This is a genomic window from Salipiger mucosus DSM 16094, assembly GCF_000442255.1.
Taxonomy (GTDB): Bacteria; Pseudomonadota; Alphaproteobacteria; order Rhodobacterales; family Rhodobacteraceae; genus Salipiger; species Salipiger mucosus.
Map to the genome: position 1 here is coordinate 502,183 of NZ_KE557274.1, position 23,313 is coordinate 525,495.

General features: G+C 61.1%; 19 protein-coding genes. 1 reads left to right on the plus strand and 18 read right to left on the minus strand.

All coding sequences use genetic code 11. The features are described 5' to 3' along the window. Nucleotides 1-40: 40 nt before the first annotated feature. The 18 genes from ectA to SALMUC_RS08545 all read right to left on the minus strand — a co-directional run bounded on the left by ectA (nt 41) and on the right by SALMUC_RS08545 (nt 21,843). Entirely contained in the window at nt 41-586 is a 546-nt protein-coding gene (gene ectA, locus SALMUC_RS08465; RefSeq protein WP_037371378.1) for a diaminobutyrate acetyltransferase, read from the minus strand. A 91-nt stretch (nt 587-677) separates the two neighbouring features. Then, nucleotides 678-3,191 carry a cation:proton antiporter gene (locus tag SALMUC_RS08470; RefSeq protein WP_020041248.1) on the minus strand — a complete coding sequence of 838 codons (2,514 nt, stop codon included), beginning with the start codon at nt 3,189-3,191 and terminating at the stop codon, nt 678-680. A 12-nt stretch (nt 3,192-3,203) separates the two neighbouring features. Further along, on the minus strand, nt 3,204-3,875 hold the full coding sequence (locus SALMUC_RS28150) for a nucleoside/nucleotide kinase family protein (RefSeq protein WP_020041249.1): 672 nt from the start codon (nt 3,873-3,875) through the stop codon (nt 3,204-3,206). After that, nucleotides 3,872-4,942, minus strand: coding sequence for a thioredoxin fold domain-containing protein (locus tag SALMUC_RS08480; RefSeq protein ID WP_245584683.1), 1,071 nt, complete (start codon nt 4,940-4,942; stop codon nt 3,872-3,874). Before SALMUC_RS08480 ends, SALMUC_RS28150 begins: the two co-directional genes overlap by 4 nt. Further along, nucleotides 4,915-6,492, minus strand: a complete 1,578-nt coding sequence (locus SALMUC_RS28155; protein WP_245584694.1) for a DNA topoisomerase — start codon at nt 6,490-6,492, stop codon at nt 4,915-4,917. The genes SALMUC_RS08480 and SALMUC_RS28155 overlap by 28 nt, the downstream gene beginning before the upstream one ends. Next, a complete protein-coding gene (locus SALMUC_RS31005) occupies nt 6,381-7,412 on the minus strand; it encodes a DNA topoisomerase (protein ID WP_051155885.1) in 1,032 nt (343 codons plus the stop codon). Before SALMUC_RS31005 ends, SALMUC_RS28155 begins: the two co-directional genes overlap by 112 nt. 93 nt (nt 7,413-7,505) lie before the next feature. Then, nucleotides 7,506-11,249, minus strand: a complete 3,744-nt coding sequence (locus SALMUC_RS08490) for a strawberry notch C-terminal domain-containing protein (RefSeq protein WP_020041252.1) — start codon at nt 11,247-11,249, stop codon at nt 7,506-7,508. A gap of 69 nt (nt 11,250-11,318) precedes the next feature. Then, nucleotides 11,319-12,941, minus strand: coding sequence for a hypothetical protein (locus SALMUC_RS08495; protein WP_020041253.1), 1,623 nt, complete (start codon nt 12,939-12,941; stop codon nt 11,319-11,321). Nucleotides 12,942-12,958: 17 nt separating this feature from the next. Next, complete coding sequence (locus SALMUC_RS08500; RefSeq protein ID WP_020041254.1) at nt 12,959-14,482, minus strand: YqaJ viral recombinase family protein; 1,524 nt, start codon at nt 14,480-14,482, stop codon at nt 12,959-12,961. A gap of 134 nt (nt 14,483-14,616) precedes the next feature. Further along, nucleotides 14,617-15,177, minus strand: a complete 561-nt coding sequence (locus SALMUC_RS08505; RefSeq protein ID WP_020041255.1) for a hypothetical protein — start codon at nt 15,175-15,177, stop codon at nt 14,617-14,619. A gap of 11 nt (nt 15,178-15,188) precedes the next feature. After that, complete coding sequence (locus tag SALMUC_RS08510) at nt 15,189-15,731, minus strand: type 4 pilus major pilin (RefSeq protein WP_156883442.1); 543 nt, start codon at nt 15,729-15,731, stop codon at nt 15,189-15,191. Between the two features lie 3 nt (nt 15,732-15,734). After that, on the minus strand, nt 15,735-16,325 hold the full coding sequence (locus SALMUC_RS08515; protein WP_020041257.1) for a hypothetical protein: 591 nt from the start codon (nt 16,323-16,325) through the stop codon (nt 15,735-15,737). Nucleotides 16,326-16,335: 10 nt separating this feature from the next. After that, entirely contained in the window at nt 16,336-16,905 is a 570-nt protein-coding gene (locus tag SALMUC_RS08520; protein ID WP_020041258.1) for a type 4 pilus major pilin, read from the minus strand. Between the two features lie 8 nt (nt 16,906-16,913). Continuing rightward, nucleotides 16,914-17,480, minus strand: a complete 567-nt coding sequence (locus SALMUC_RS08525) for a type 4 pilus major pilin (RefSeq protein WP_084513949.1) — start codon at nt 17,478-17,480, stop codon at nt 16,914-16,916. Between the two features lie 4 nt (nt 17,481-17,484). Continuing rightward, complete coding sequence (locus SALMUC_RS08530; protein ID WP_020041260.1) at nt 17,485-18,030, minus strand: type 4 pilus major pilin; 546 nt, start codon at nt 18,028-18,030, stop codon at nt 17,485-17,487. A gap of 62 nt (nt 18,031-18,092) precedes the next feature. Next, complete coding sequence (locus tag SALMUC_RS08535; protein WP_084513950.1) at nt 18,093-18,662, minus strand: type 4 pilus major pilin; 570 nt, start codon at nt 18,660-18,662, stop codon at nt 18,093-18,095. A gap of 72 nt (nt 18,663-18,734) precedes the next feature. Then, nucleotides 18,735-19,796, minus strand: a complete 1,062-nt coding sequence (locus SALMUC_RS08540; protein WP_084513951.1) for a type II secretion system F family protein — start codon at nt 19,794-19,796, stop codon at nt 18,735-18,737. A 25-nt stretch (nt 19,797-19,821) separates the two neighbouring features. Then, a complete protein-coding gene (locus SALMUC_RS08545) occupies nt 19,822-21,843 on the minus strand; it encodes an ATPase, T2SS/T4P/T4SS family (protein ID WP_021120095.1) in 2,022 nt (673 codons plus the stop codon). Nucleotides 21,844-22,024: 181 nt separating this feature from the next. On the opposite strand from SALMUC_RS08545, the gene SALMUC_RS31010 reads away from it, so the two are divergent. Next, nucleotides 22,025-23,059 (plus strand): IS110 family RNA-guided transposase, encoded by a 1,035-nt coding sequence (locus SALMUC_RS31010; RefSeq protein WP_020041264.1) that lies wholly within the window; start codon nt 22,025-22,027, stop codon nt 23,057-23,059. The last annotated feature ends 254 nt before the right edge of the window (nt 23,060-23,313 follow it).

Below are 23,313 nucleotides of genomic sequence, written 5' to 3' on the forward strand. Positions count from 1 at the left end.
GAGAGATCCAAAATTTCAGGATCCTTTGGTGATCCCAGTGTCAAATGACGTCGGCGTTGGGCTGCTGCTCATTCTCGGAAGCAGATTCGATGTCGCTGATTGTGACCATGTATTCCGTCGCGTGCTTGCCGCCGAAGTGCACATCCTTTTCGTAGTGCGTCTCGTGGTCCAGTTCCCCATCCATGTTCTCCGCGAAGCTGTTGAACAGGGCCCAGCTCGCCTCGTTGTCAGCGGTGATCGTGGTCTTGAGCTGCGTGACGTCGGCACAGATGGGTCGGTCGAAGAGCTCGGTCAGCATTTTCTTGGCAACACCTCTGCCGCGCGCGGACTCGCCGACAGCAACCTGCCAGACAAAGAGCGTGTCCGGCGCATCAGGCGGGATGAACGCCGAGATCCAGCCGACGATTTCGCCGTCGAGCTCCGCGATCACGCAGGTGTCGGCGAAGTGGTCGCACTGCACGAGATTGCAGTACATCGAGTTCTCGTCGAGTGGGCCGCCCTTCTGGATGAGGTCCCACACATCTGAACCGTCCTCGGATGTCGGGGCGCGGAAGGTCAGTGGGGCGCGGGCAGGGTCATCGGACATGATCTGTCTCCATTCGCTGATGTGCTGTGAACATCGTGGTCGCAACTGTGATGTGCGAAGAAAAATCGGATTGAATCGGAGGGCTTGGACGTCATGAGATCGCTGGTCCACGAGGCAGGAGACCGGACGGATCGATCCCGCGGCGTTCGGCACTTTCTCGGACCGCCTCCCGAAGTGTCTCGCTTCGGTTCAGAAGCCGGAGAAAGCGGGCCTCGTCGAGCACGAGCAGCGTCGAAGGCGTGAGGGCGCGGACCTCGGCGCGGCGGGGCTTCTTCATGAGGATCGCCATCTGCCCGACCATTTCGCCGCGCCCCATCCTCCAGGTCTGTCCGGCCGCCTTGAGCTCCACGGCGCCGGAGGCGATGAAGAACACGCTCCTAGCGGGGCTGTCCCGGCGGATGATCACCTCCTCGGCATCGACGTAACGGGTCCTGAGTGCCCGAGCCAGGCGGTTCAGCCTGTCGTCGTCGAGGCCTGAAAAAAGCGGGAACTGCCGGATGAGTTCAGCTCTCTGAAGAGCGATGTCGAGCCGGGGGCGTTCCTCGGCAGCGGCGCGACGGGCATCGAGGTCGTGCATGAGGGTGGTGTACACTTCCGACCCGATCAGGCCGTCTTCTCGCATGGTCGTGTATTCGCGTTCCTCGAGGCGCAGGGCCGTGCGGCGGATGAAACGGCGCTCCAGCTTCTCGGCATAACCCGGGTACTGCACGCGCAGGCCCTTGAGCGCCGTTTCCACCATATCGACCCGTCGGTTGAGCAGCTCGCGCAAGAGGTCGGCCACGCGTTGCCCGTGAATCCGCCGGATGCGGCCATCAATGAAGGATCCGAGATCCCGAAGGATCAGGCGTTGCGACAGCAGCAACTCGAACCGGTCCGCGGTCATCCGGGCCAGGGGTCCGGGCACGCCCATTCGGCCATGAATTCTGGCCGCAATCCTAAGAGCCCGTCCGTGCGCAACACTGCGGCGCGCGGCCTGCTGGTACCCGCTGCGGCCCTGGGACCTGGCTCCCTCGATCAGGCGGTCGGCATCCGACAGGACCTGGTCCGCCATTCGAGCGGAAATCGTGCGCTCGCGGACCCGGGCAAGGATGGTGTCGCGTTCATGGCCGGCGAGCGCGATCAAACCCAGGGTCACTCGATCTCTGTCGAGAATGTCTGCGCTGTCCTCGGCGGATTTCACGGCGTCGTTCAAACGATCCCCGAAGCGCTTGGCTTCGGAGCGTACAGTGTCGTGGCTGAGCTCGTAGTTTTCTGTCGTACGAGAAACGTCTTCCCGCACGGTCTGAAGGACAACGGCAACCACCTGTTTCGAAAGCGCCTCGTCGAGGGGCGAGAGCCTGTCCAGTTTCAGACGCCCGATCACCCAGCGGAGTGTCGTGCCCTGAACGATCAGGGTGAACAGGGTGAAGCCGGTGGCAAGGATGCCGACCACCCGCTGAATGTCGTCGGGAACACGGATGCTCTCGGTCACCGCGAGCGCCAGTGCGAGGGTTACGGCGCCACGAAGGCCGCCCCAGAGGATCGCCGTCCGGTACGGTCTTTCAACGACAGGGGACAAATTGAGGGCCGACAGAAGCGGGAGGAGGCCGAACAGGATCAGCGCCCGGGCGCCTATTGCGGCAAGGATCACGACACCGACCAACACGAGGTCATCGACGCGCACCTCTTCCAGAAGCCGGGGGATGAGCAGGGCCGCCAGAATGAAAATCAGGGCCCCGGACCAATGCGCCAGGATATCCCAGAGCTCGCGGAGGTTGGTCCAGGCCTGGGGCGGAATACGGCCGGGCCCGGTCAGGTTCAGGGTCAGGCCGGCGGCAACGACGGCGATGACACCGGATGCGCCGACGAGTTGTTCAGCACCGATGTAGGCGAGATAGGGCAGAGCGACCGAGATCGAGAGCTGTGCAAGCTCATGACGCCGGAACAGGGCCATGATCCGGACCGCGATCCGCGCCGCCAGCCATCCGGCCACTGCACCACCCGCGATCAGGGCCGGGAACCGGGCGAGGGCGTCACCGAGCTCCGGGTCCGGGACACCGAGCATGACGTAGCCCATGAAGAGCCCGAAGAGGGCAATGGCCGCGGCGTCGTTCAGAAGGCTTTCACCTTCGATGATCCTGGCCAGCCTCCGCGGTGCGGAAATCGAGCGGAAGATCGAGACAACGGCCGACGGATCCGTTGTCGATACGATGGCACCCAGCAACAAGCAAGCGGCCAGCGGCAGGGAACTGGCAAGGGAGAGCGCGTAGCCGACACTGAAGGTCGCCACCACCACCGCGACGACGGCAAGCACCAGGATCGGGACCCAGTCGTCCAGCATGCGCCTCAGGTTCATGCCAAGCGTCACCTGGAACAGGAGCGTCGGCAGGAAGATGTAGAGGAAGACATTGGACCGGATCGGGAGGTCAATGATCGCCTCGGCCACAGGATCTAGCGCGTCGGTCAGTTCCGTTCGCAGAAAGAAGATTGCCCCGGCGCCTATCAGGATACCGAGGACCGCAAGGATCACGCTGTAGGGAAGGCGGAGGCGCGCGGCCAATGGCTCGGCCGCGCCGATCAGGAAGAACAGGGACGCGATGATCGCGGTAATGATGACGATATCCATCCGGTGAGCATATCAGGCCAGGCGAGAGACAGAAGCCGGAAAGGAGCTCTCGGCAACCGGAAGGTCGTCACATGTCAGCCGGGCTCCGGCTTCTCTCGCAGCGCCTTCCCAAAGAGCCCGGTCGAGAGCCGCGTGCAGTTGCCCGATGGTACCATTGTTGCGCAGAACATGGGTGAACTTGCCGTCCTCCATCGGGGTCTCGCTGGGATGGGCTTCGGTGAAATCGAGCTCGTCATGGTTGGCGGCCTCGATTTTCAGGAACTGCGCGCGATCCTCGAACATGTAGCGCAGGTAGGCGATCTCGTGATCGTACCGGATATCATCGACCACGACTCTCTTCCCGTCACCGAGCAGGCGGCCGATCTTTTGACAGGCGATGTCGACCCAAACGTCCGAGTAGATCAGGTCACGGAACTCGTTGCCGAGAATTCTCATGATATGCCGGCTGGTGGTTCCGCGGAGGTGGGGAACGGGTTCCAGTTTGTCTTCCTGGGATCCTTCGATCAAACGCCAGACATCATCTTTCGGAACGCCGGCCTCCTCGAGGAGCAGGGCCGTCATCCGTTTCAAGGTGTCGGCCATCTTCACGCGGACGTACCCTTGGTCGATGAAGAACCCGGCCGCCGTGCTTTTGCCGGCACCGGCCAGTCCGTTGATCGCGACGATTTCCCCGGTCTCGGTCATTGGGCCACCTCGCCGAGGAAGACATCCATGTCGCGCGGAAGGCCGCTGGTCTCGTACAGGGTGCCTTCGCTGTCGTGATAGAACATGGTTGGCGTCGAGGTCAGGTCATGGCGCTCGAAGAGCCGCATGTTGCGGTTCAGGTAGCGCTGGGCCCGTCCAAAGGCATCGGTGTCTACTGCCGGGGGATCCTGGACGGGCTGCGTCCGTGTCGATCCTTCGCCGGCGAACCAGGCCCTGGAGGGGTTCTCTCGCGACAGGAGCGACAGCGACTTGGCCTCACTGCCTTGCAGCCCCGCGATCAGAAGAACACGCAGGGAAATCTCCCCGTTCATCACGCGCGGGCGCAGGTCCTGCCAGGCCTGATGACAGTAGGGGCAGTTCGGATCCGCGATCATGTAGACCACCGGGGCGTCATCCGAGCCGACCTGGAACCAGGCCGCGCTTTCGAGATCCTGACGAAGGTTACTGTCCGACCGGTCCGACTGGTATTCCGAAACGTCATGCATGGCCGCATCGCCGTCCTGGATCTCTTCGGAGCTCACTTCATCCAGTCCGTTGGACACCGTAGGCTCGGGAACCTCGGTCACCGGAACATCGGCCTGGCCGCGGGCGATACGCGCGTTGCGCTGGGCGGCCTTGTACCGGTTCTCCATGTCGGACACCTGGACACCGGTGACATTGGTACCGCCGGACCGGAAGAGAACACCTGCGACCACGTGGTTGCCATCCGGCGTCATGTAGAAGGTCTGCACCTTGCCGGAAGGGCTTTCGCCGAGATATCCCTTCAGCCCGCCGGCATCCCCGAGATAGGTCAGCTTGACGCCGCTATCCATGAGATACTCCAGGACCTCCGGAGCCTCCTTGCCGCTCAGAGAGTTCATGACGGATTCCGATGGCACCGACGGGATCGCCGGGGCCTGCGCGTTCTGTGAGTTCTGTGCGACGGCCGGGAAGGCCGCGACCGTGGAAAGCAAAATCAGTTTTTTCATGATGACCTCGAAATTTGACGGCACCCTAAGGAGAGCCAGTTTAGAGATGGTTAATCGGGCCAGACCGCGTTCTTGCACTCCGGGTACTGGTTGCAGGCCAGGAAGGTCTTCCCCTTCTGATCCCCCTTGTGGATCTTCTTGGTCCGCATGGTTCCATTCTTGCACTTGGTGCAGGTCTCGCCGTCGCCCTTCATCGGCTTGACCTTGTCCTTCTGGAACTCGACGGCATCACAATTGGGGTAGTTGTTGCACCCCAGGAAGAAGGTGCCCTTCTTCGACTTGCGGGTTTCCATGATGCCGTCCGAGCATTTTGGGCAGGGCTTTCCGTGGCCCTCGATGGGCTTGGGTTTCGGCCACTGGACGGAGTCGCACTCCGGGTATTGATCACAGGAGAGGAACTTCTTTCCCTTGTGATCCCCTTTCTGGATCATCCGGGTGACCATCTTTCCCTTCTGGCACTTCGGGCAGGTTTCGCCGTGACCTTCGATGGGGTCGACTTTCGGCTTGGGCCAGTGGACGGCATCGCAGTCCGGATAGCGGTCGCAACTCAGGAATTTCTTTCCCTTGTGCTTTCCCTTCTTCACTTCGCGGGTGACCATCTTGCCCTGGCCGCATTTCTGGCAGGTCTCCCCGTGCCCTTCGAGGGGCTGAATAGTCTTGACCCCCTTGATCTTGACCTCGGCTTCCTTGCCTTCCTGAACGCGTTTCTCGACGTTCTTGGTCTGGCCCTCCATGAATTTTTCGTAGTCGAGATCGCCACGCGATACCTTGTCGAGGTAGCCCTCCCAGATCGCTGTGAGAGCCGGGTCGGTCACCTCCTGGGGGAGGGCCTGGACAACCGACTGTCCTGTCAGGGTGGACACCAGCTTGTTCTTGCCCTTCCGCTGCAGGAATTTCCGGCTGATCAGTTTTTCGATCATATTGGCCCGGGTGGCTTCCGTCCCGAGGCCCTCGTTTTCCTTGAGCCGCTTCTTGGCTTCGCTGTCGGGGACGAAGCGGTGAACGTTGGACATCGCGGCGATGAGCGTACCGTCGGTGAAGGCCGGCGGCGGCGTCGTGCGCTTGGATTTCACCTCGCCCTTGTCGGCGGTGACGGGATCGGACTTCTGCATGGTCGGCAGGCTCTGTCCGCCCTCCTCGTCGTCCTCTTCGTCGTCACCCTTCACGTCACCGGTGAAGACCACTTTCCAGCCGGCATCGATCTCCTTGCGGCCGGTTGCGCTGAAATGATCCTCCTCGACGGAGATCTTCGCCGTGAGTGCCTTCCAGCGCTGATCGGGATAGAACTGGGCCACGAAGGTCTTGGCGATGATATCGAAGACGTTCGCCTCTACGCCTTCCAGGTTGGCTATCTTGGCCGCGGTTGCATCGGATGTCGGGATAATCGCGTGGTGGTCGCTGACCTTGCCGTCGTTCCAGGCGTCGCTTTTCAGTTTCGGGTTGGCATCGTCGGCCGCTTTCCCAAGGGCACCATCAACGGCCCGCAGCGCCTGCAGGATGCCCGGTGCCTCGTCTTTCAGGATCGCTGTCGGGAGGTAACGGCTGTCCGAGCGGGGGTAGGTGGTGAGCTTGTGGGTCTCGTAGAGCTTCTGGGCCACATCCAGAGTCTGCTGGGCCGAGAGCCCCAGCTTGGAGGAGCATTCCGTCTGCAAGGCCGAAAGCGAGAAGGGAAGGAGGGCGGTGACTTCTTGCGGTCCTTGGCCTCGAAGCTGGAGACCGCACCGCGTTTCCCGGCAACCCTGGCGACAACCTCGTCGGCAACGGCCTTGTCTGTCAGGCGCCCTTCGCTGTCTTGTCCGGGACCATCTTCGGGGAGGATATAGTTGGCCTCGAAGGTCCCGTTCTCGTGGGTGAACGTCAGTTTCGGCAGGTAGTGGTCGACCGGTTTGAAGTTCTTGATCTCAAGGTCGCGGTCCACGACCAGACGCAGCGTCGGGGTCTGCACGCGGCCGACACTGACCAGCTGGTCCGCGCCCGCCTGCCGGGCCTTCAGCGTGTAGAGCTGGGTCAGATTGAGACCATGCAGCCAGTCGGCGCGCTGGCGGCAAATGGCGGAAAGATACAGGCGTTCCTTTTCCGCGTTTGGATGCATGTCGTCCAAGGCCTTGAGAAGGTCCTTCTGGGCGACGGATTTCACCCACAAACGCTTGGTCTTGTCCGAGAAGGCGTCCCAGCCACTGTCGATGAGGAGCTCATCCACGAGAAGCTGGCCCTCGCGCGCGGCGTCCCCGGCGTTCACCACGACATCCGCGCTCTTCATGCGCTTCTGGATGGCGGCCACGTGGTCCCGCTTGTCGTCGACCACCTTCAGCTTCCACTTGTCGGGAATGATCGGGAGGTTGTCGAGGGACCATTTCGCGTAGCGCTCGTCGTATTCACTCGGCGCGCAGAGCTCGTACATGTGCCCGAAGAGCCAGCACACTCGGTCTTCACCGACCTCCCACGCTCCGTTGGACTTCGTGGCTTTCGCACCGATCTGCTCGGCGCGTGCTTTCGCGATGGCCTCTGCGAGCGAGGGCTTCTCTGCGATGAACAGGTGCTGGGGCAATTTCTATCCTTATGGTGGCGCCGCATGAAGAAGTGGCGCCGAAACCTGAAAGCAAGGTAACAAGAACAGAACTACACCAGAGAAGAACAGGCGTCAAACAGCGCAGGTGTCCGGGGCCGCCTCTCGCTGCTTTTCCAGTGTCGCTTCGTTGGCGAGACTTCGCCAGAGGCCTGCGAAGTTGAGCGCCATGCCCTTCTCTCCGAGCGCCTCTGCCAGAGGAGTGAGGTCGTCGGGATCGATCCAGCCCCGCATGCCGCGCCAGTCACCGTTCAGTTTCCCCGTGATGGCTTCGATTTCCGGGGTCTGGTACGGCTTGGCCAATGACTTCTTGCCGGGGATGGTCACCTTCAGCTTCGGACCGTCGCGTTCGATGATCATGCCCTCGCTGCGGCCGGCCGAGTTGGAGTAGACCTCGCCTCCCTCGCGCAGGATCTCGAATGCCACGTCGGGGTCAGTGGTCCGGCCGGGAATACGGACGGTGTCCCGCTGCCGGGACACCGGGATCAGGACCGCCGAATGCGTCCGCCCGTCCTCCATGGTGATCCTGGTTGTTGTTCCAACCTCGCTCTGGACGCCGAGAATGGTGGCCATGAAGGCGTTGCCATCAAGGATCTTGCGCTGAATGGTAACCTTGCCGCTCTCGAGGTTCTCGAACTCGGTATAGGGCTCCTGGTAGGTCCCGGCCGGCTTGTGGATCTGGAAGGCCGGATCGTTGCGCAGCGTCGCGAGCGTCGCCCGGCGCGGCTCTTCGTCCCCAGGCAGGAGGTAGTCTATCAGGTAGGAGCTCGCCTTGTGATAGTCCGCCGGATCCCGAGGAAACTTCATGCCAAGCAGAACGCCGACGCGGGGTTCGTTGTTGTCGTCGGTTACGGTTGCCTGGATCCCGGGACGCACGGTTTTCAGGGCTCGCTCGATTCCGGTGAGACGGTCGGCCTCGACCTTAACCATGTTGGTCTTCCGCGAATTCAGAGCATCGACCACCGAGCGATACTCTTTCGGGAGCGAGTTTTTCAGGAAGTCCTTCCGATTGTCTTTCAGGTGAGCCAGGAAAGCGTCCCGCGTCTCCTCCATTTTCGCATCCCGGGCCTTGCGGTCTTCGAGGATGTTCAGGAGATCGTCGCGACTGATCGGGTAGACATACTCCTCCCGCTCGATGGTGGTCAGGTAGACTGGCGCCCCGAAGACCGGTCCGTCCTCGGGGGTTCCGGCATCGAACAGGGCCCGGTCCACCTCGCGCCAGCGTCCGGGAAGCTCCCGGGGGCGCGTGGGATGGATGCCTTTTGAGGCCAAAGAGCGCTGGGCGTCCTGGTAGGCATCCAGGAAGGTCGAATAGATCGCGTCACGCTCGGAGCTGCTGACGAGAGCCAGGCGGGAGAGGATCTTGTTCACGTAGTAGAGGCTTTCCGCGGATTCTTCTTCCTCGATTTTCAGGGAAATCGACATCTTCGCCGCCACCTGCGGATTTTCCTGCAGAACGCGTCGCGCGATACGGTCGCCCAGCGCGTTGATCGGGTCGGGCACGTCCAGCTTCACCGCGGCCTCCCCGCTTCCGGACACGTTCGCACTGAGGGCCTCGACCTTCTTGTTCTGGGCCGCGAGACTCCGGAGCTGCAGGGACATCCCCGTTGACAAGCAAGCGAATTCCGGCTCGTTCACGCCACCACGGCGCTTAATCCGGCCCCAGAACTGCACCCGGTCGACCGGGTCCTTGGGGATCTGGAATTCCAGCATCCGACGAACGCGCTGGTCCTCGATGCCTTCCTTCGCGTGCAGTGACAGGCCAGTCGAGGCTGCCTGGGTCAAAACGATGCCGTCGAGATGGCCATGCTGGAACTGATTGATCGTCACGTTTCGGTCGGCTTCCTGTGTCGGGATGACCTCCCCGGAGGCGACCTTGATGCCCCGCGCCGATATCTCTCCCATTGACCAGGGGGTTTCGATCTCTCCGGCCGCGTGCAGCCGGCGCCCCTCGGCTTCGACGCCCTCGATGATTGCGTCCATGGGAGAGATCGGCATCCGGGGAAAGAACTCGATCCATTCGTGCAGCTGGCGGGCCCGTTCCTCGAGTTCGGGGTCCTCGATATCGATGGTGACCGGATCATCCTTCCCGCGTCGCATCCGGGCCGTCATGGAGCGGTCCACGAGCAATTTCAGAACATCCTTGAATTCCGCAGAACGCTGGCTTCCAGCGTTGTCGGTCAGGTATCCAGCCAGCGCTCCGTCGGCATCGGTCATGACCTCGCGCAGCACTGCCTCCATCGTGTTTTGCACGACGATCACGGGCTTCTTGTCGTTGCGCAGGCAATCCACTGCCTGCTCGATGCAGTGTTCCACGCCACAGGCGGAGATGAACTGTTCGATCACGCCCGAAAAACGCACGCCCCAGTGGACGGCGTAGTAGACCTCCTTGCGATCCTTGGCCTCCGGTTCCTCGGTCTTCTTTTCGAGGTGGGTCGAGATATCCATGCTCAGCCGGCTCAGTTCCGACAGAATCGGCGCGAGCTGGTCGGACAGCGCCTCGTGGTCTTCCGTGCGCTTCTCGTCAACCACCACCGGGATGGTCATGTCAGAGAGATCGTGTTCGCGGCGGATCAGCCGGCCTGTGCGCGCCAGCATCTGCGAAAGCGCCTCCAGAAGGGGCATCCCGCCGGCGCCCAGGACGTCGGTCATGTTTTCCATCCGCGTCACGGACTGCGGCAGGAGCGGCATGTAGGCCTTGAGATTGGCGGCCCGCTTGGCGTGAGTGGCGGACGAGTAGGAGAAGCTCGTGGCCCGTGCGACCGCCTGGTCGAAGACGATGGAGGTGTTCGACCCCTCCCCGGCAGCGTTGTGGCTCTCGTCGGCGTGCAGGTGGGCGCCTTCGCAGATCTCGGTGAAGAACTGGGATTTCGGTGATCCCGCCTTGTTGAATTGCGAATAGGTCGCCATGACCATCTTCGTGCCCTCGGGGAGCTCCTGGGTCCGGATCACCTCCTTGTTTTTCTTCTGGGACAGGGATCGGAAGAGGACCTCGCCAGTGGTCTGATCGAGCACGCGGGCGCCGTCGTTGAGGATGTAGGGCGTTCCGATGATGTCGAGAGAGTCGGTATCCATCACGTCGCGGATGAAGTCGGTGAAGAGGTTGGCCTTTTCCGTGAGGAAGACGAACCGGCGGTCGTTCAACGCGGCCCAGCGAGCGAGTGCAGCCCCGACGCGGCCCTTGCCGAGACCGGTCTGGTCCGCGCAGATCGCCCCGGACTCCTCGTAGCACCCATCGATAGACAGGGCGACGGCGTCGATCTGCTCGGGCGAGAGAACCTTGTGCATCGCCTCGAGGGAGGGGTACTCGAGCTCGCCGCGCACCCAGGCATCGATATCGCCGTGACGATCCCTGACCCTCTGCAGAGCCTCGATGGTTCCCTCCGCGAGGCTGAGGGGGATGGCAGCAATCGGCTCACCACCGGCGCTGGCCGGCACGTACTTGGCCTGGAAACTGTTGAGCATGGGGAGGCTGTCGCCAGCCCCGGCCACGACTGCATCGGCAGAAAGGTGGCCTTCGAGCACTCTCGGGGTCTCATCCTCGAACGCCAGCCGGGTCTCGGTCAGCGGCTGTGCCTGTCTCTTCGCACCAGGGAATGCCGCGGTGATTTCGGACATCCTGATTTCGCGACCGGGGCGGAGAAACCAGGATCCGATCCGGGTGAACCCGGAAGATTTCAGGGACTGCATCGTCCGGAAGTCAGGATGACGGGATGTTTCGATGGCGACGCATTCGAGCCCGGTATCCTGAAAGTAGCTTCGGTACAGGCGACTGTGTCCGTCTCCCAGGTCGACCCATTCAATCGTGCGCGCGGTCATGTTCCCTCCGTCCAATAAAAAAGGGCCCGCACGTGAATGCGGGCCCTGGTCTTCTCGTCTGGCCGGACCTCAGCCCATTCCGGGCGAGCGTCCTTCTGCCTCGTACTCGTTCTCCTCGTTGGACGGGCCATCGTTGTCCTTCGAGTTGCTCTTGCCCCAGTTGCGGGAGTCGAACTGCTTGGCGTACTCCTGACGCGTCTTCTCGAGGTGGGACTTGACCGCGGGGATCTGGTCCGAGTTCGGCGTCGGCAGCATGCTGGGCCGGCCGACCCAGCCGGTCGCGCGGGTGGGCTTGCCGGGAACACCGAAGGACTGGCTTACCTGCACCTTGGTGACGATGTTGTGGCGTTCGCCTTCCGGCGGAACCACGTCCATGCCGTCCTCGTCCTTCGAGGTCATCACGCGGGAGGCCACGTGGCCGGTGGAGATGACGGACTCGGTGTAGTGGTTGCCCTCGTTGTCGGTGGCTTCCTTCTGCGGATGGAAGGGCTCGGCCTCGGCGGCGCTGTTCTGCGCGGTGTCGTTGCCCATGTCCAGGCGCTCGACCGGAATGATCTCGATCAGAACGTTGTTCTGGGCATCTTCTTCCATGCAGGAGTTCTGCACGTGATCCAGGATGTCCACGATGCCGACCGGGATGCGGCGGGCGTTGTTGCCGCGCGGGTTCTTCTCCTCGTAGAGGACTTCGTCGTCATCGGTGTAGGTGGCCTTCTTCTCCATCGCATCGATGACGCCCTTCTCGAGGATCTCGTCGAAGGTGACCCGGTCCTCGTCGGCGTCCGAGTAGAAGTTCAGGGTGTTCTCCACCGCTTCCGCGAAGTAGCGCGGACGCCAGTTGCCCTCGGCATCCTGGATGTTGCCGCCCTGCAGGACGCCACCGTACATCTCGATGCCGTCGTCCTCCATGTCGATGGCGCGCAGCGTGCCCGAGAAGCCCTTGGAGGCGTTGTCGGTCAGCTCGCCGGACATCACGTAGATGTCCCAGATGACAGCCATTTTCTCCAGGCCGTTGAGTTCGTCGAACTTCTCGGCCCGCGTGAGGATATCCAGGGTTTCCTCGTCGAGCTCGTCGCGAACCTCCGCAAGGTCCTCGACCGCCTGGGCGGCGATGGCGCGAGTGGCGGACAGCGGGTTTTCATCGCCGTTGCCGGCCGGACCGCTGACGCCGAAGGCCATGTCGGGACGGTGAATGTTCACGTTCCGACCGTACTTCACGGTGCCGTCTTCCTTCTTGCGAGTGAAGCCGCGGCCCAGCTGCACGTACTGGTCGGTGCGGATGTTGTGGACCGAAACAGGCGTCGGCTTGCCGGTCTCCTCGTTGATGTTCGAGAAGTCCATGACGTTCTTCGGCTCGAGGAACGGGCGCGCGAAGTTGAACCGGTACCCGTCACCCTCGGCATGGAAGCCTTCCAGGATGACCGTGGTGTTCGGCTGGGCCATGTTCTTGAGCTGCTCCTTGCCCTGCAGGTAGCCCTTCACGGCATCGGTCCGCTTGTCGCGCGCCGAAACGGTGACTTCCTGCCCCTCGTTCTTGCCCGACACCAGGGTCCCGGTGAAGTGCACACCGGTGCTGTCGATCACGATGTCCTTCTTGGGGTCCGCGACCTTGAGGATCTCGTTCGTCCAGGCGTTGCTGTTTCCGCCGCCGCCGCTGGACTGACGCTTCGCCTCTGTTCTGCGCTTCATCGCCATGGATAATGGTCTCCTTGTTAACCGATTGGTGAGGGATCCATCGCCGGTTCCGGCCGGCTGAGGAGATCCTCGATTTCTTCCATTCTATCCAGAACCTGATCCTTAAGGAGATCACGCTCTGCATTCTTTCCTCGAGCTTGCTCCGTTTTCAGCTCTTCTTTGAAGAAGCAGTTTGCGTCCTCACCGAAAGAGAGAAGGGTGTCCCGCAACTTTTTTTCATCGAATGCGCCTTTTTTCTTCTGCGGGACCTTTTCACGGAGTTCACGGATGTTCAGCATCGCGCTCTGGACGCCGGGCTTGTCCCCGTTCGTGACGCTTTCCTCGAGGATGCCGAACTCCGAGATCAGCTCGTGCCAGAGCTTCTTGACCTTCGTGGTGTCGTAGTTGCCGGGCTTGCGAAGCTGATCGATCTTTTCTTCGCTCATGCCGAGCTCGAGCAGACGGTTGTAGGCGAGATCCTCATCGGGAACGATGTCCGATTTCACGTTGGCGCCGGACAGGGACAGGACATTGTCCCCGAGAGAACCGACGCCGGCCAATTCGTCCTCGATCCTGGCCCGCACGGTCGCGGACTTGTCCTTGAATTGGCTCTCCACGGTCTTGTACTTCACGAAGTTCGCCGCAGCCTCCTTGATCTCGTCGTCGATGTGCTCCGGATCGATGACCTGCTTCTTTTCGGGGGGCGGGACCTGGCCCTTGAGCACGAACTCGTTCCAGTAGAACTCGCTTGCCTCGACGATGCCGGCGACGACCTCGGGATCGTACTCGACGTCGAACATGGTCATCGAAGCGCGCATGTAGTCGAAAACCGCAAGGACCGTACGGTCGACCTCGACGCCCTTGATGTCGGCGTCTTCGCGGTAGTGGTGAAGCTGGTAGATGTAGTCGTCGAATTCCGGTTCCTTGTCCCAGCCGCAAGCGCGCCGTGTCTCGCCCCGCGGGATGACGTAGCCCAGCTCGGTTTCTGCCTCGGTCTGCTCCATGATCTTGGTGCAGTCAGAGACGTACTTGGCCATCATGTCCGGGCTCGGACACTTGAAGTCGACGACCCACTTCTCGGTGGTTTTCCCATCGGGGTAGGTAACCCTGTAGAACTCGTCGAGCGAGGACCGCATCCAGAAATACTTGTCGTTTTCCTTGTTCTCGATGTCCCGTTCCCGCTCTTCGGTCAGGCGCTCGAGCTTGAAACCCTTGGCCTCCATCTGGGTCTCGAAAACGTCGCGCACGAGGTCTTCGAGGACCTGTCCGCGACGGGTGTGTTCGTCTCCCTTGCCGGGCGGGATGATGCAAAGCTTTCCGGCACAGATCTGGTGCGCGGAGGTGAAGTTATTGGCCTCGCCCCGCAGCGATTTGGAAAGGGGACCGACCTCGGACCCACCGGAGCCCTGGAGGCGAATGCAGTGCCACAGGGCCCGGTCCGGCTCGTTTTCGAGAACACGATCCATCCACCGCTCCACATGGGCCTCCTCCAGGACACTGGCCTGCGGGGTGCTGTAGATGATTTCGCGCATCTGGTCGCGAATGTCGGTGGTCTTGGTCATCAGTCTATCCTTGTGTGCCGGTATCCAGTGAACTTTCAGGATCGGCGGCAAGCAACAAGGATAGTCGCTACATAAGAATAGATCCCTATGCAAGTAAAAATCAGGAAGTTTTCATGAACAGTTCGGAGGGGCCGTCACCACGCGCTTGCGACGGTCGGGGCGTCATCCATGATGGACCATCCATCGATGTCCTTGGGAAGGGTCACAGACGTACCCTCGGAACCAGCGAGGGTCTGGGATGCCCGGTCATAGGGGCCGGCGAAGTATCTCTGCCGCGTCGTGGTTACCAGAAAGCGCCGGATGTCGGCCGTTCTCCCGTTGAGAAGAGCCTCTTCATTGTCCCAGGTCGTGCTGCCAACCTGGGAGGTCGTGGCCATCCCGACCACCATGGTGGTGAAGACGTGTCCGCTGCCGTCCGAAAAGCTGGCAAACTGGTGCTCATCGGAATAGCTCCCGCCATTGGAGGCCATCCCGGGAACGTAGGGAAGAAGATCCGCGTTGGCGAGGCGCACCGCGGAGCTGCAGCTTGCCGGATTGTCCCTGCAATACTCTTCCGCGGCCTGATGAAGAATGACCATTTGGCCAGCCTCGATGTCTGACTTCTTGGCCTGACCGCCCTGGCCTTCATCAAAGGATCCGAGAACGACGAAGGAGATCACCATCATGCACAGGGAAATGATGTAGATGACGTACATGGTCTCTCCTCCTAGAACCGTATGAAAACGCGCTTGTCGGTGACGGAACTGCAGATGCCGATGACGTCGCCTGGCAATTCCACGTAGCCCGCCCCGAGGATCGCAATCATGGTCGCGTTGAAGTCTTGAGCGATCCGGACGGTACGCACACATGCATCAGCGTCGGGGATCCCTGATACGATGAATTGCAGTGTCTGCGGACATTCGCTGGTTGTGCATGACGAACCGGCTTGGATTGCACTCACACTTGTTGCCCCGCCGAACGGGTTCATGATGCTCCCGTCATTAACCATGCCGTTGGGAAGGAGGCCGGAGTCGATCATCCTGGTTGCCGTCAGGCCGCGATAGTCGTGCTGACTAGCCGTGACCTGATCGGCAACATCGATAAGCGTCTCGAGATGCGTTCGGAATTGCTCCGCCTGGATCTGAGGCTTTACGGTTCTCATGATCCAGAGCCCGCCGGCGAAAATCATGGCGGAGACCATGATCACGAGGGCGACCTCGAACGTTCCGAAGCCGCGTTGATCAATGGTCCTGTGGCGCATTTTCAGCATCTGTCACTTCCGATAAAAGAATACCACCGTCGTGGTGTCGTCCGCGTTGGTCGAAGCGCAAAGGTTCACGACCTCCCCTGGAGAGGGGGCGCCTCCGCCGTTATGGGTGAATGTGTCCCCTGTGATGGGAAATGCCAGCCTTCCGAGGTTGCTGTCGAGCTTCGGTGCAGTCTGCCTGACCAGTTGGACGCAGCTTTCCGGCTCAAGGCCATCGAGCCGAATGCCCATCTCATTGGGGTTCGACCGATAGACCGTCACGTCACCGCCAAGCCCATGTTTGATGTCGGGAGCCGCCATGGCCATCGAGGTCATGGTGAAGCGGTCGGGCAGCATTTCGTTCTGTACAACCCAGTTATTATCGAGATCCGACAAATCCGGTTTGAACTGGAACGCGTCCTGGATATTACTTGCGAGAACCTGGACGTTGGTTGCGACGGAACTGACCTTCGATTTGTGGCTCATGCTCGAGTACCACATGATGGTCGAGACAAGAATCGAGGTCACCAGGGTCAGACCGATGGCAAGGCTGAGAAGCGACAGGCCGCGTTCATGTCTCGGCGTGGATTTCCTTGAAATTTGTCCTGTCTTGCTCACGGCTGTGTTCCTACCTGATGAAGTCGAAGCGGACGTTCGGCTTCCAGTCCGGGTCTTGGCAGACCGAGTCCGTCTGAGACATGGTCGGGCGCTCTTCAAAGAAGGTACCGTGTCCATGGTTCCATAGACGTATACGGTTTGCCGTGGAGGCAACTGCGGTCCTTGCAATCCTTGCGCACATGGACCGGGGGATGGACCTGACGTTGACATAGAATGTGTTCTGGCACAGGCCGCAATCGATGCTGATCGGACTGATTTCGTATTTTCCGAATGGAGAGACCAATTCGGTCGTACCGGCAGATGACCGGATCATGGACTCGGGTAGGTTCCCATTGACGGCAACGTACTCCGGGGTCACTCCGTCGAAATTCGGACGGTTCGCATACAGGCGGGCGATCTCGTCATGGATCGCCATCACCTGGCGATTGACGGTGTCCACGTCCTGATCTTCCTGCATCCTGCTGTACTTCATCATCACGCCCGCGACGATGGACGCAGCAACGATCAGGCAGAGCGCAATCTGAAGGAGACCGATGCCTCTCTGGGAAAGCTTGCATGGATGATTACGCCTCGATGCCATGGTAAAGATCACTCCTCGTATACAAATCGTATGTGTGTCGCGGGGCGGTCGTTGAAACAGATGTCCTGAACGTCGCTCAGGAAGGGTTTGGACGTGAAAGTCCGCTGACCGCCATGGTCCCAAATATAGATCGTGGCGGCAGACGAGGCGATCCTCGAGGTTGCCAGCGCTGGACAGGCATTGTCGCTCACGAACATCACGTTGAGCTGAAACCGGGTCCCGTTGCCTCTCACGCGGTAGTTTCCGACGCTCTGGTTGAAGTTGAACTGGCCGTGGATGACGTCGCCGTCGATGAGCCGCTCCGGGAGGTTTCCGTTCGCGATCAGGAACTCGTTGTCCAGACCTGTGAAGTCCTGGCGATGGACGAACAGGGTTTCCACCTGATCCTTGATGATACGCATATCCTCTATCGTGGCCGCGATCTCCTGGTTCTTCCGAAATTCAGAGTACTTCATCATCGTTCCTGCGGCGATGGACGCCGCGACCACAAGGCACAATGCTATCTGAAGGACTCCTATACCACGTTCCCGGCGCTCCCGGGCGGCTAGGTGTCGGGTGGGTTGAACAGTCTTCATCAGATCACCTGCCGAACCGGAACCGGATGTGGGTTGCCGGCCGTTCGTTGAAGCAGATGTCCTGAACATCGCTCAGGGAGGGTTTCGACGTGAATGTTTCCTGCCCGCCCATGTTCCGCAGTTTCACGCTTTGGGCCTCTTCGGCGAGGGATGACGTCAACAACTTAGGGCAGGCGTTGTCGCTCACATACATGGCTCCGATCTGGAACTGGTCGGCCGTGTGCGGGACCACAATATAGTTTCCGACCTGATGGTAGAAGTTGAAACGCCCCTGGATCGTTCCGTCTTCGCGATTGAGCATGCTTTCCGGAAGACCAGCATGCTCAATGATGAAGTCGGTGTTCAGGCCAGTGAAATCACGCTTGTGGGAAAAAAGCCGACGGACACTGTTCTTGATCAGGCGGATATCGTCAATTGCGGAGCTGACTTCTCGTTGTTTCTGGTACTCGGAGTATTTCAGCATCACGCCAGAGGTGATTGTTGTCGCGACAACGAGGCAAAGGGCTATCTGAAGAAGACCGAGACCTGTCTCGTGCTTTTGCTTCGGCATTTTTCCCAACCTACCTGGTTGCGGAACAAGGGCCCCGGAGATCGGGGCCCTTGTCGTGGAGATCAGTAGAACTCCCAGATGATGGTAATCACGCCATCGCCGGGATCGGTGCAATTGGCTTGGGCCTCAGCCGGCGACATGGCGCGCTTGTTCACCGCGTTGCCGGCCACGTCGGTCTGCAGGCGCACAAGGCTGCGGCCGAGGTCCTTGGTCACGAGCGTGGTGCATGACGCTTCGGGGATGTTGGTGGCCGTGACGACGAAGGTGTCGTTGGTACCACCCGGCGCCACGGTGATGTCAGCGTTGAACGGGTGCTTGATGGCCGACCCCGAGAGCATCTTCTCCGGCAGGGTTCCGGAATCCGCGAGCGTGGCCGTGTCGAGACCGGTGTACGTCGACTGACCATAGTAGAGCGACTGCACGGCCGTCTGGACGGCAGCCAGCTGGGCCATGAAGTCGTTGTTCTTGGCGCTGTTGTTGGCGTTGTTGAAGAACACCAGGTAGCCGGCGGCAACAACCGCGGAGATGATCAGCGCCATGGCGATGCCCAGAAGGGCGTTGCCGCGCTCGGCCGCACGCTTGGCGCCGCGCATTGGTCGGGTGTCTTGGTCGTTTTTAATCAGATGGTCCATGAAAAAATTCTCCTGTCTGGCAGCATCTCTGTCGAAATGGTTTTGGGCATTAACACTCGTTTTATCGGCGCCTCACTGGAGTGCCTGGGTCACCTGCGTCTGCAGAGAAAAGATACCAGAGGAAATCCATGCGAAGACGGTACCGAGGATGATCATGGAGGCGTTGCGCATGATCGCGGACTGTTCCTTGATCTTCTCGACACTGTCTTCCATCCATTCCGACCCGAGGGTTTCCAGTGTCTCGTCGAAGCCGTCGAGAAGGGCGTATGCCCTGAGGTCGTTGACGGCTTCCTTGTCCGGGAAATCGTGCTTCGATGCGTGCAAGGCGTCACCGAAGTTCTTGCCTTCGAGAAGGTGCCCGAGCGCCGCGTTGAGGCGGCTCTTGAAATAGGGGCTGGCGTTGCGCCGCATGATCTTCAGAGCCCGCGGCAATGCGACGCCGGCCCGGACCATCGCGGACATGGACAACAGGAAGCCGGCGCCGACAGAGAGCCGGTACATCGAGAATGGCGGGATCTTGTCCGCGGTAACTCGGCCGGCTCCCGTCCAGCGGGGCAGGGCCAGAATGGCGGTCAGGATCACCACGAACAGGGTGATGCCACTGGGCACCAGGTAGTTGTTCATGAAGTCAGCGACCGCCGCCAGGCTCCCGCCGGAGCCGGTCCAGTTTTCCTTGGCATAGACGTCATCGAAGGCCGGCACGATCTTCACAGCCACGAGGTAGAGGAAGGCGACCAGAACGGCGATCAGAAGGACCGGGTAGGCCAGGCCCTCCGCGATGGCTGCCTTGATCTTCTTGCCGCCCTCGCGGATGTAGATCGCGTTCTCCAGGGCCACGTCCAGGCTGCCCGCGGATTCCCCGGAGGCGATCACCACGGCGTCCTGCTCAGGAACCCATCCTTTCACGGCGCTGCCGAAGGGCGCACCGTCCCGGACCTTTCGACGCCAGGCATCGATCATCTTGGCCATGGGTCGCTTTGGTTTCTTCCCGTCCGCGGACTCGAACTGCCATATGGTGTCCAGAGCATGGGGAAGGGAGACCCCGTTCCGGAGGAACTTCATGAGCTTGCGATACATCGCGAGCCGCTTCTTCCCGGATATCTGCCAAATAATAAGTTTGTGCTGGATATTCATTTCAAAACTCCGCTTTCAATCCCAATTATGACTCAGTTTCCGCTTCTTCCAGCACGAGCGGAATTCTTTCCTTGTCGACTTCCCTGAGTTCGGCCTCCACCGTGCGGATATCCACGTTGCCCTGGAGTACTTTCATCATCGTGTGCTCGGCCATGGTCATACCGCCCATGTGATTGAGCCAGTGCTCGTACGCGCCGATCTTGTCGCCTTCCGAGATGTACTGCATGAAATGGCGATCCGGGGTGATGGTCTCCGAGATCACGGAACGGCCCGATGTGCCGCGCCGGCAGTGTTCGCAGCCGTTGTGGTTCGCCAGGTACAACTGGTCGAGATGTTCCTTCCCGATCTTTTCCTTCACCGTTTCGACAGTTTCAGGGTCGATGACGCGAGCATCCTCGTAGGCCATGGCGTCCTGGATCGGGATCTTGCAGTGCGGGCAAAGCATCCGAACAAGGCGCTGGGCAACGAGGCCGGTCACCAGTGTGTAATCGGAAAGGAGATAGTCCGGCACCTCGATGTCCCGCAGCCTGTTCAGGATCGAGATCGCGTCGTTGGCGTGGATCGACGTCCAGACCTGGTGGCCGGTCATCGCACCGCGGAAGGCCAGCGTGGCGGACTTCGCGTCGCGGACCTCGCCGATCATGATAACGTCCGGGTCGGAACGAAGCGCGTCGCGAATGGTCGCCTCGAAGGCTTCCTCGCGGGATCCGCTGTCGTCCGATGCGGTCACCGGCACCTGGGGCGCGCCGGGAATGTTGTATTCCGGCGGGTCCTCGATGGTGCGCACGGCCAGTTCGCCGCGGGTTTCCCGGATGAGGGCCGTCAGCGCCTTCTGGAGCGTCGTGGACTTGCCCGAACCGGTCGGGCCCGAAATGATGACGATGCCGTATTTCTTCTTCCGCATCGCCTTGATGTCCCGAATTTGCCGCTGCGAGTACCCGAGGACATCGATGTCGGAATCCTGGTCCTCGTCTACGTCCTGTTCGGGCAGAATCCGGGCGATCAGCTCCCGGCCGCTGTTGGCCAATGGATTGAACTGAAGGCGGATCGACCCGACACCCTCGGGCAGCGTCACGTCGCTCGAGGAAATCCGGGCTTGCTGGGACTTGTACGGCTGGTAGGACGGATCACTGACGTCCGACATGTAGAAGATCGCAGACAGAAGCTCGTCTGCCTGGGACGCGGGAATGGACTTGAAGTCCTCCATGACACCGTTGCTACGGACGCGAACGATGGCCTCGAAGCGTTCCTTCACGAGGTGGATGTCGGTGCCGCCGTTGTTGAAGGCTTCCTCGACGAGGTTGAAGAAATCCCGCCGCATCTTGGCGTCATCGGAGCCCCGACGCTCACGCCCCCGCGTCCGGGCGGCTTCCGCGCGCATGTAGATCTTCTGCAAGATTTCGCTCGGAACCCGGAATTCCTGACGGATGCGGATCGAGCGTTGCTCCGCGCGGTTCCTGATTTCCACGAGCATCGGATCGAGGTAATCCGGTGTCGCGATCAGCAGGATCCCGTCGCTGAACAGCAGCGCCTTCTTGCGGTGTTCCTCGGACGTGGGGATCCGACCTTCCGAAAGGGTCATGACTTCCCGCTCGCGGTTCGTCAGGAAATCCTTGATCTGGACGTTGTTCGCATCGACCGCGGTGGCGTGGCGGTATCTCTTGCGCTGTTGCTCTTTCGCGGCGGCCTTTTCCCTGGACGATCCGATGGCCTTTCGGCCGGTCCCCCGGGGCTCGGGATTACCACCGTCGGCCTTCGCTGACGGACTTTCTGAATTCCTGGAAGCCTGTTTCCGGTTCTTGTTTCCGGAGGAGCCGGACGCGCTTGTCTTCTTCCCTGATTTTCCACCCTTGGATGCAGCCTTCCCCGAAGGCTTACCAGTCGGCTTCCCGAACATTTTCTCGAGACCGAGCATCCGAAGAATGCCCGGCCGGGTGGTTTCCTGGTGACGCGAAGAGGCAGCGTTCTCCTGTTTGCGAGGGGAACGGGCTTTTCCTGCGGACTTCTTGGAGGTTCGAAGCCCGATCTTCTCGAGAATATCGTTCACCAGAGATTTCATCCGAATAAATTGGCGCTCCCTCCCCGGACTAAAGTCCGGGGAGGGAGCGCCTTATCAGATGCCGTAATGGGCGGGCCGCGCCGGTTGGCGGGGTCGGTGGCTGTCCCCCAGTATGAAGCTGTGACGGGGTCCGCAGACGCGGCCCCAAGGGCCACAAAGGGAGACAGCCATGGAACAGTATGTCGGCATCGACGTGTCGCTGGAAGAGTCGAGCGTCTGTGTGATGGATCGCACGGGCAAGATCCAGCGGGAGGCGAAGGTAGCGAGCGACCCGGAGGCGCTTCTGTACTTCCTGGGGCGCCTGGACCATCCGGTGACGCTCCTCGGCATGGAAGCCGGGCCGTTGTCGCAGTGGCTCCATGCCGGCTTGACGGCGGCGGGTGTCGAGGTGGTTCTCATGGAGACCCGGCAGGTGAAGGCGGCACTATCGGCGATGCCGATCAAAACAGACCGGCGCGACGCTCGCGGGATCACGCAGCTCTTGCGGATGGGATGGTTCCGACCGGTGCACTGCAAGTCCGCCTCGGCTCAAGAGGTGCGCGCTTTGCTGACGGCGCGCAAGCAGCTCCAGAAGAAGATGCTCGACATCGAGCTCGGTCTCCGTGGTGTGCTCAGGGGCTTCGGGCTCAGGATCGGCAAGATCAGTAGGGGCCGCTTCGCCCGGCGGGTGCGGGAGCTGGCGCACGGCAATCCGATGCTCGAACAAGTGTCAGCGGCGATGCTGCGCGCGCGCGACGCGCTGCAGACGGAGATGACGGCGCTCGACAAGCGCGCACGCGATCTTGCGCGGGATGAAGCGACCTGCCGCCGGCTGATGACGGTGCCGGGAGTGGGCGCGCTGACGGCGCTAACCTTCATGTCCGCGGTGGACGATCCTGGCCGCTTTCGCTCATCGAAACGGGTCGGAGCGCATTTCGGTCTGACCCCGAAGAAGCACCAATCCGGCGAGACGGACATCACCGGCGGAATCACCAAGGCCGGCGACGGAATGGTGCGCTCGATGCTCTACGAGGCGGCGCAGGCGATGCTGACCCGGACGCAGAGCTTCTCGCGGCTCAAGGCGTGGGGCTTGCGAGTTGCACAGCGGCGAGGGCGAAACCGGGCAATCGTCGCCGTGGCGCGGAAGTTGGCCACCGTTCTCCATCGCATGTGGATCGACGGCTCGACGTTCCGCTTCGGCAAGGAGGTCGTCCGGACCGGCTGAGCCCATCGGAAAAGGTTTGAGCCGGCACTGGGCTGCCGGTTCTTAGAGGTCCCGTCGCCGGGACGCGAACCTCGATGACGCCGGCAGGTTGCTCGTGACACGTCCTCGGCCGTGGAGCACGCTTTTCAGATAGGCGCTCGGGGTTCACCTGGATGGCATGATGTGGCGGCCGCGCGCCGACCACGAACGGAAGCATGAAACCGGCGACGTGTGACACTCGGGACTTGACCAACCAATGCCCATTACGGAAGTTA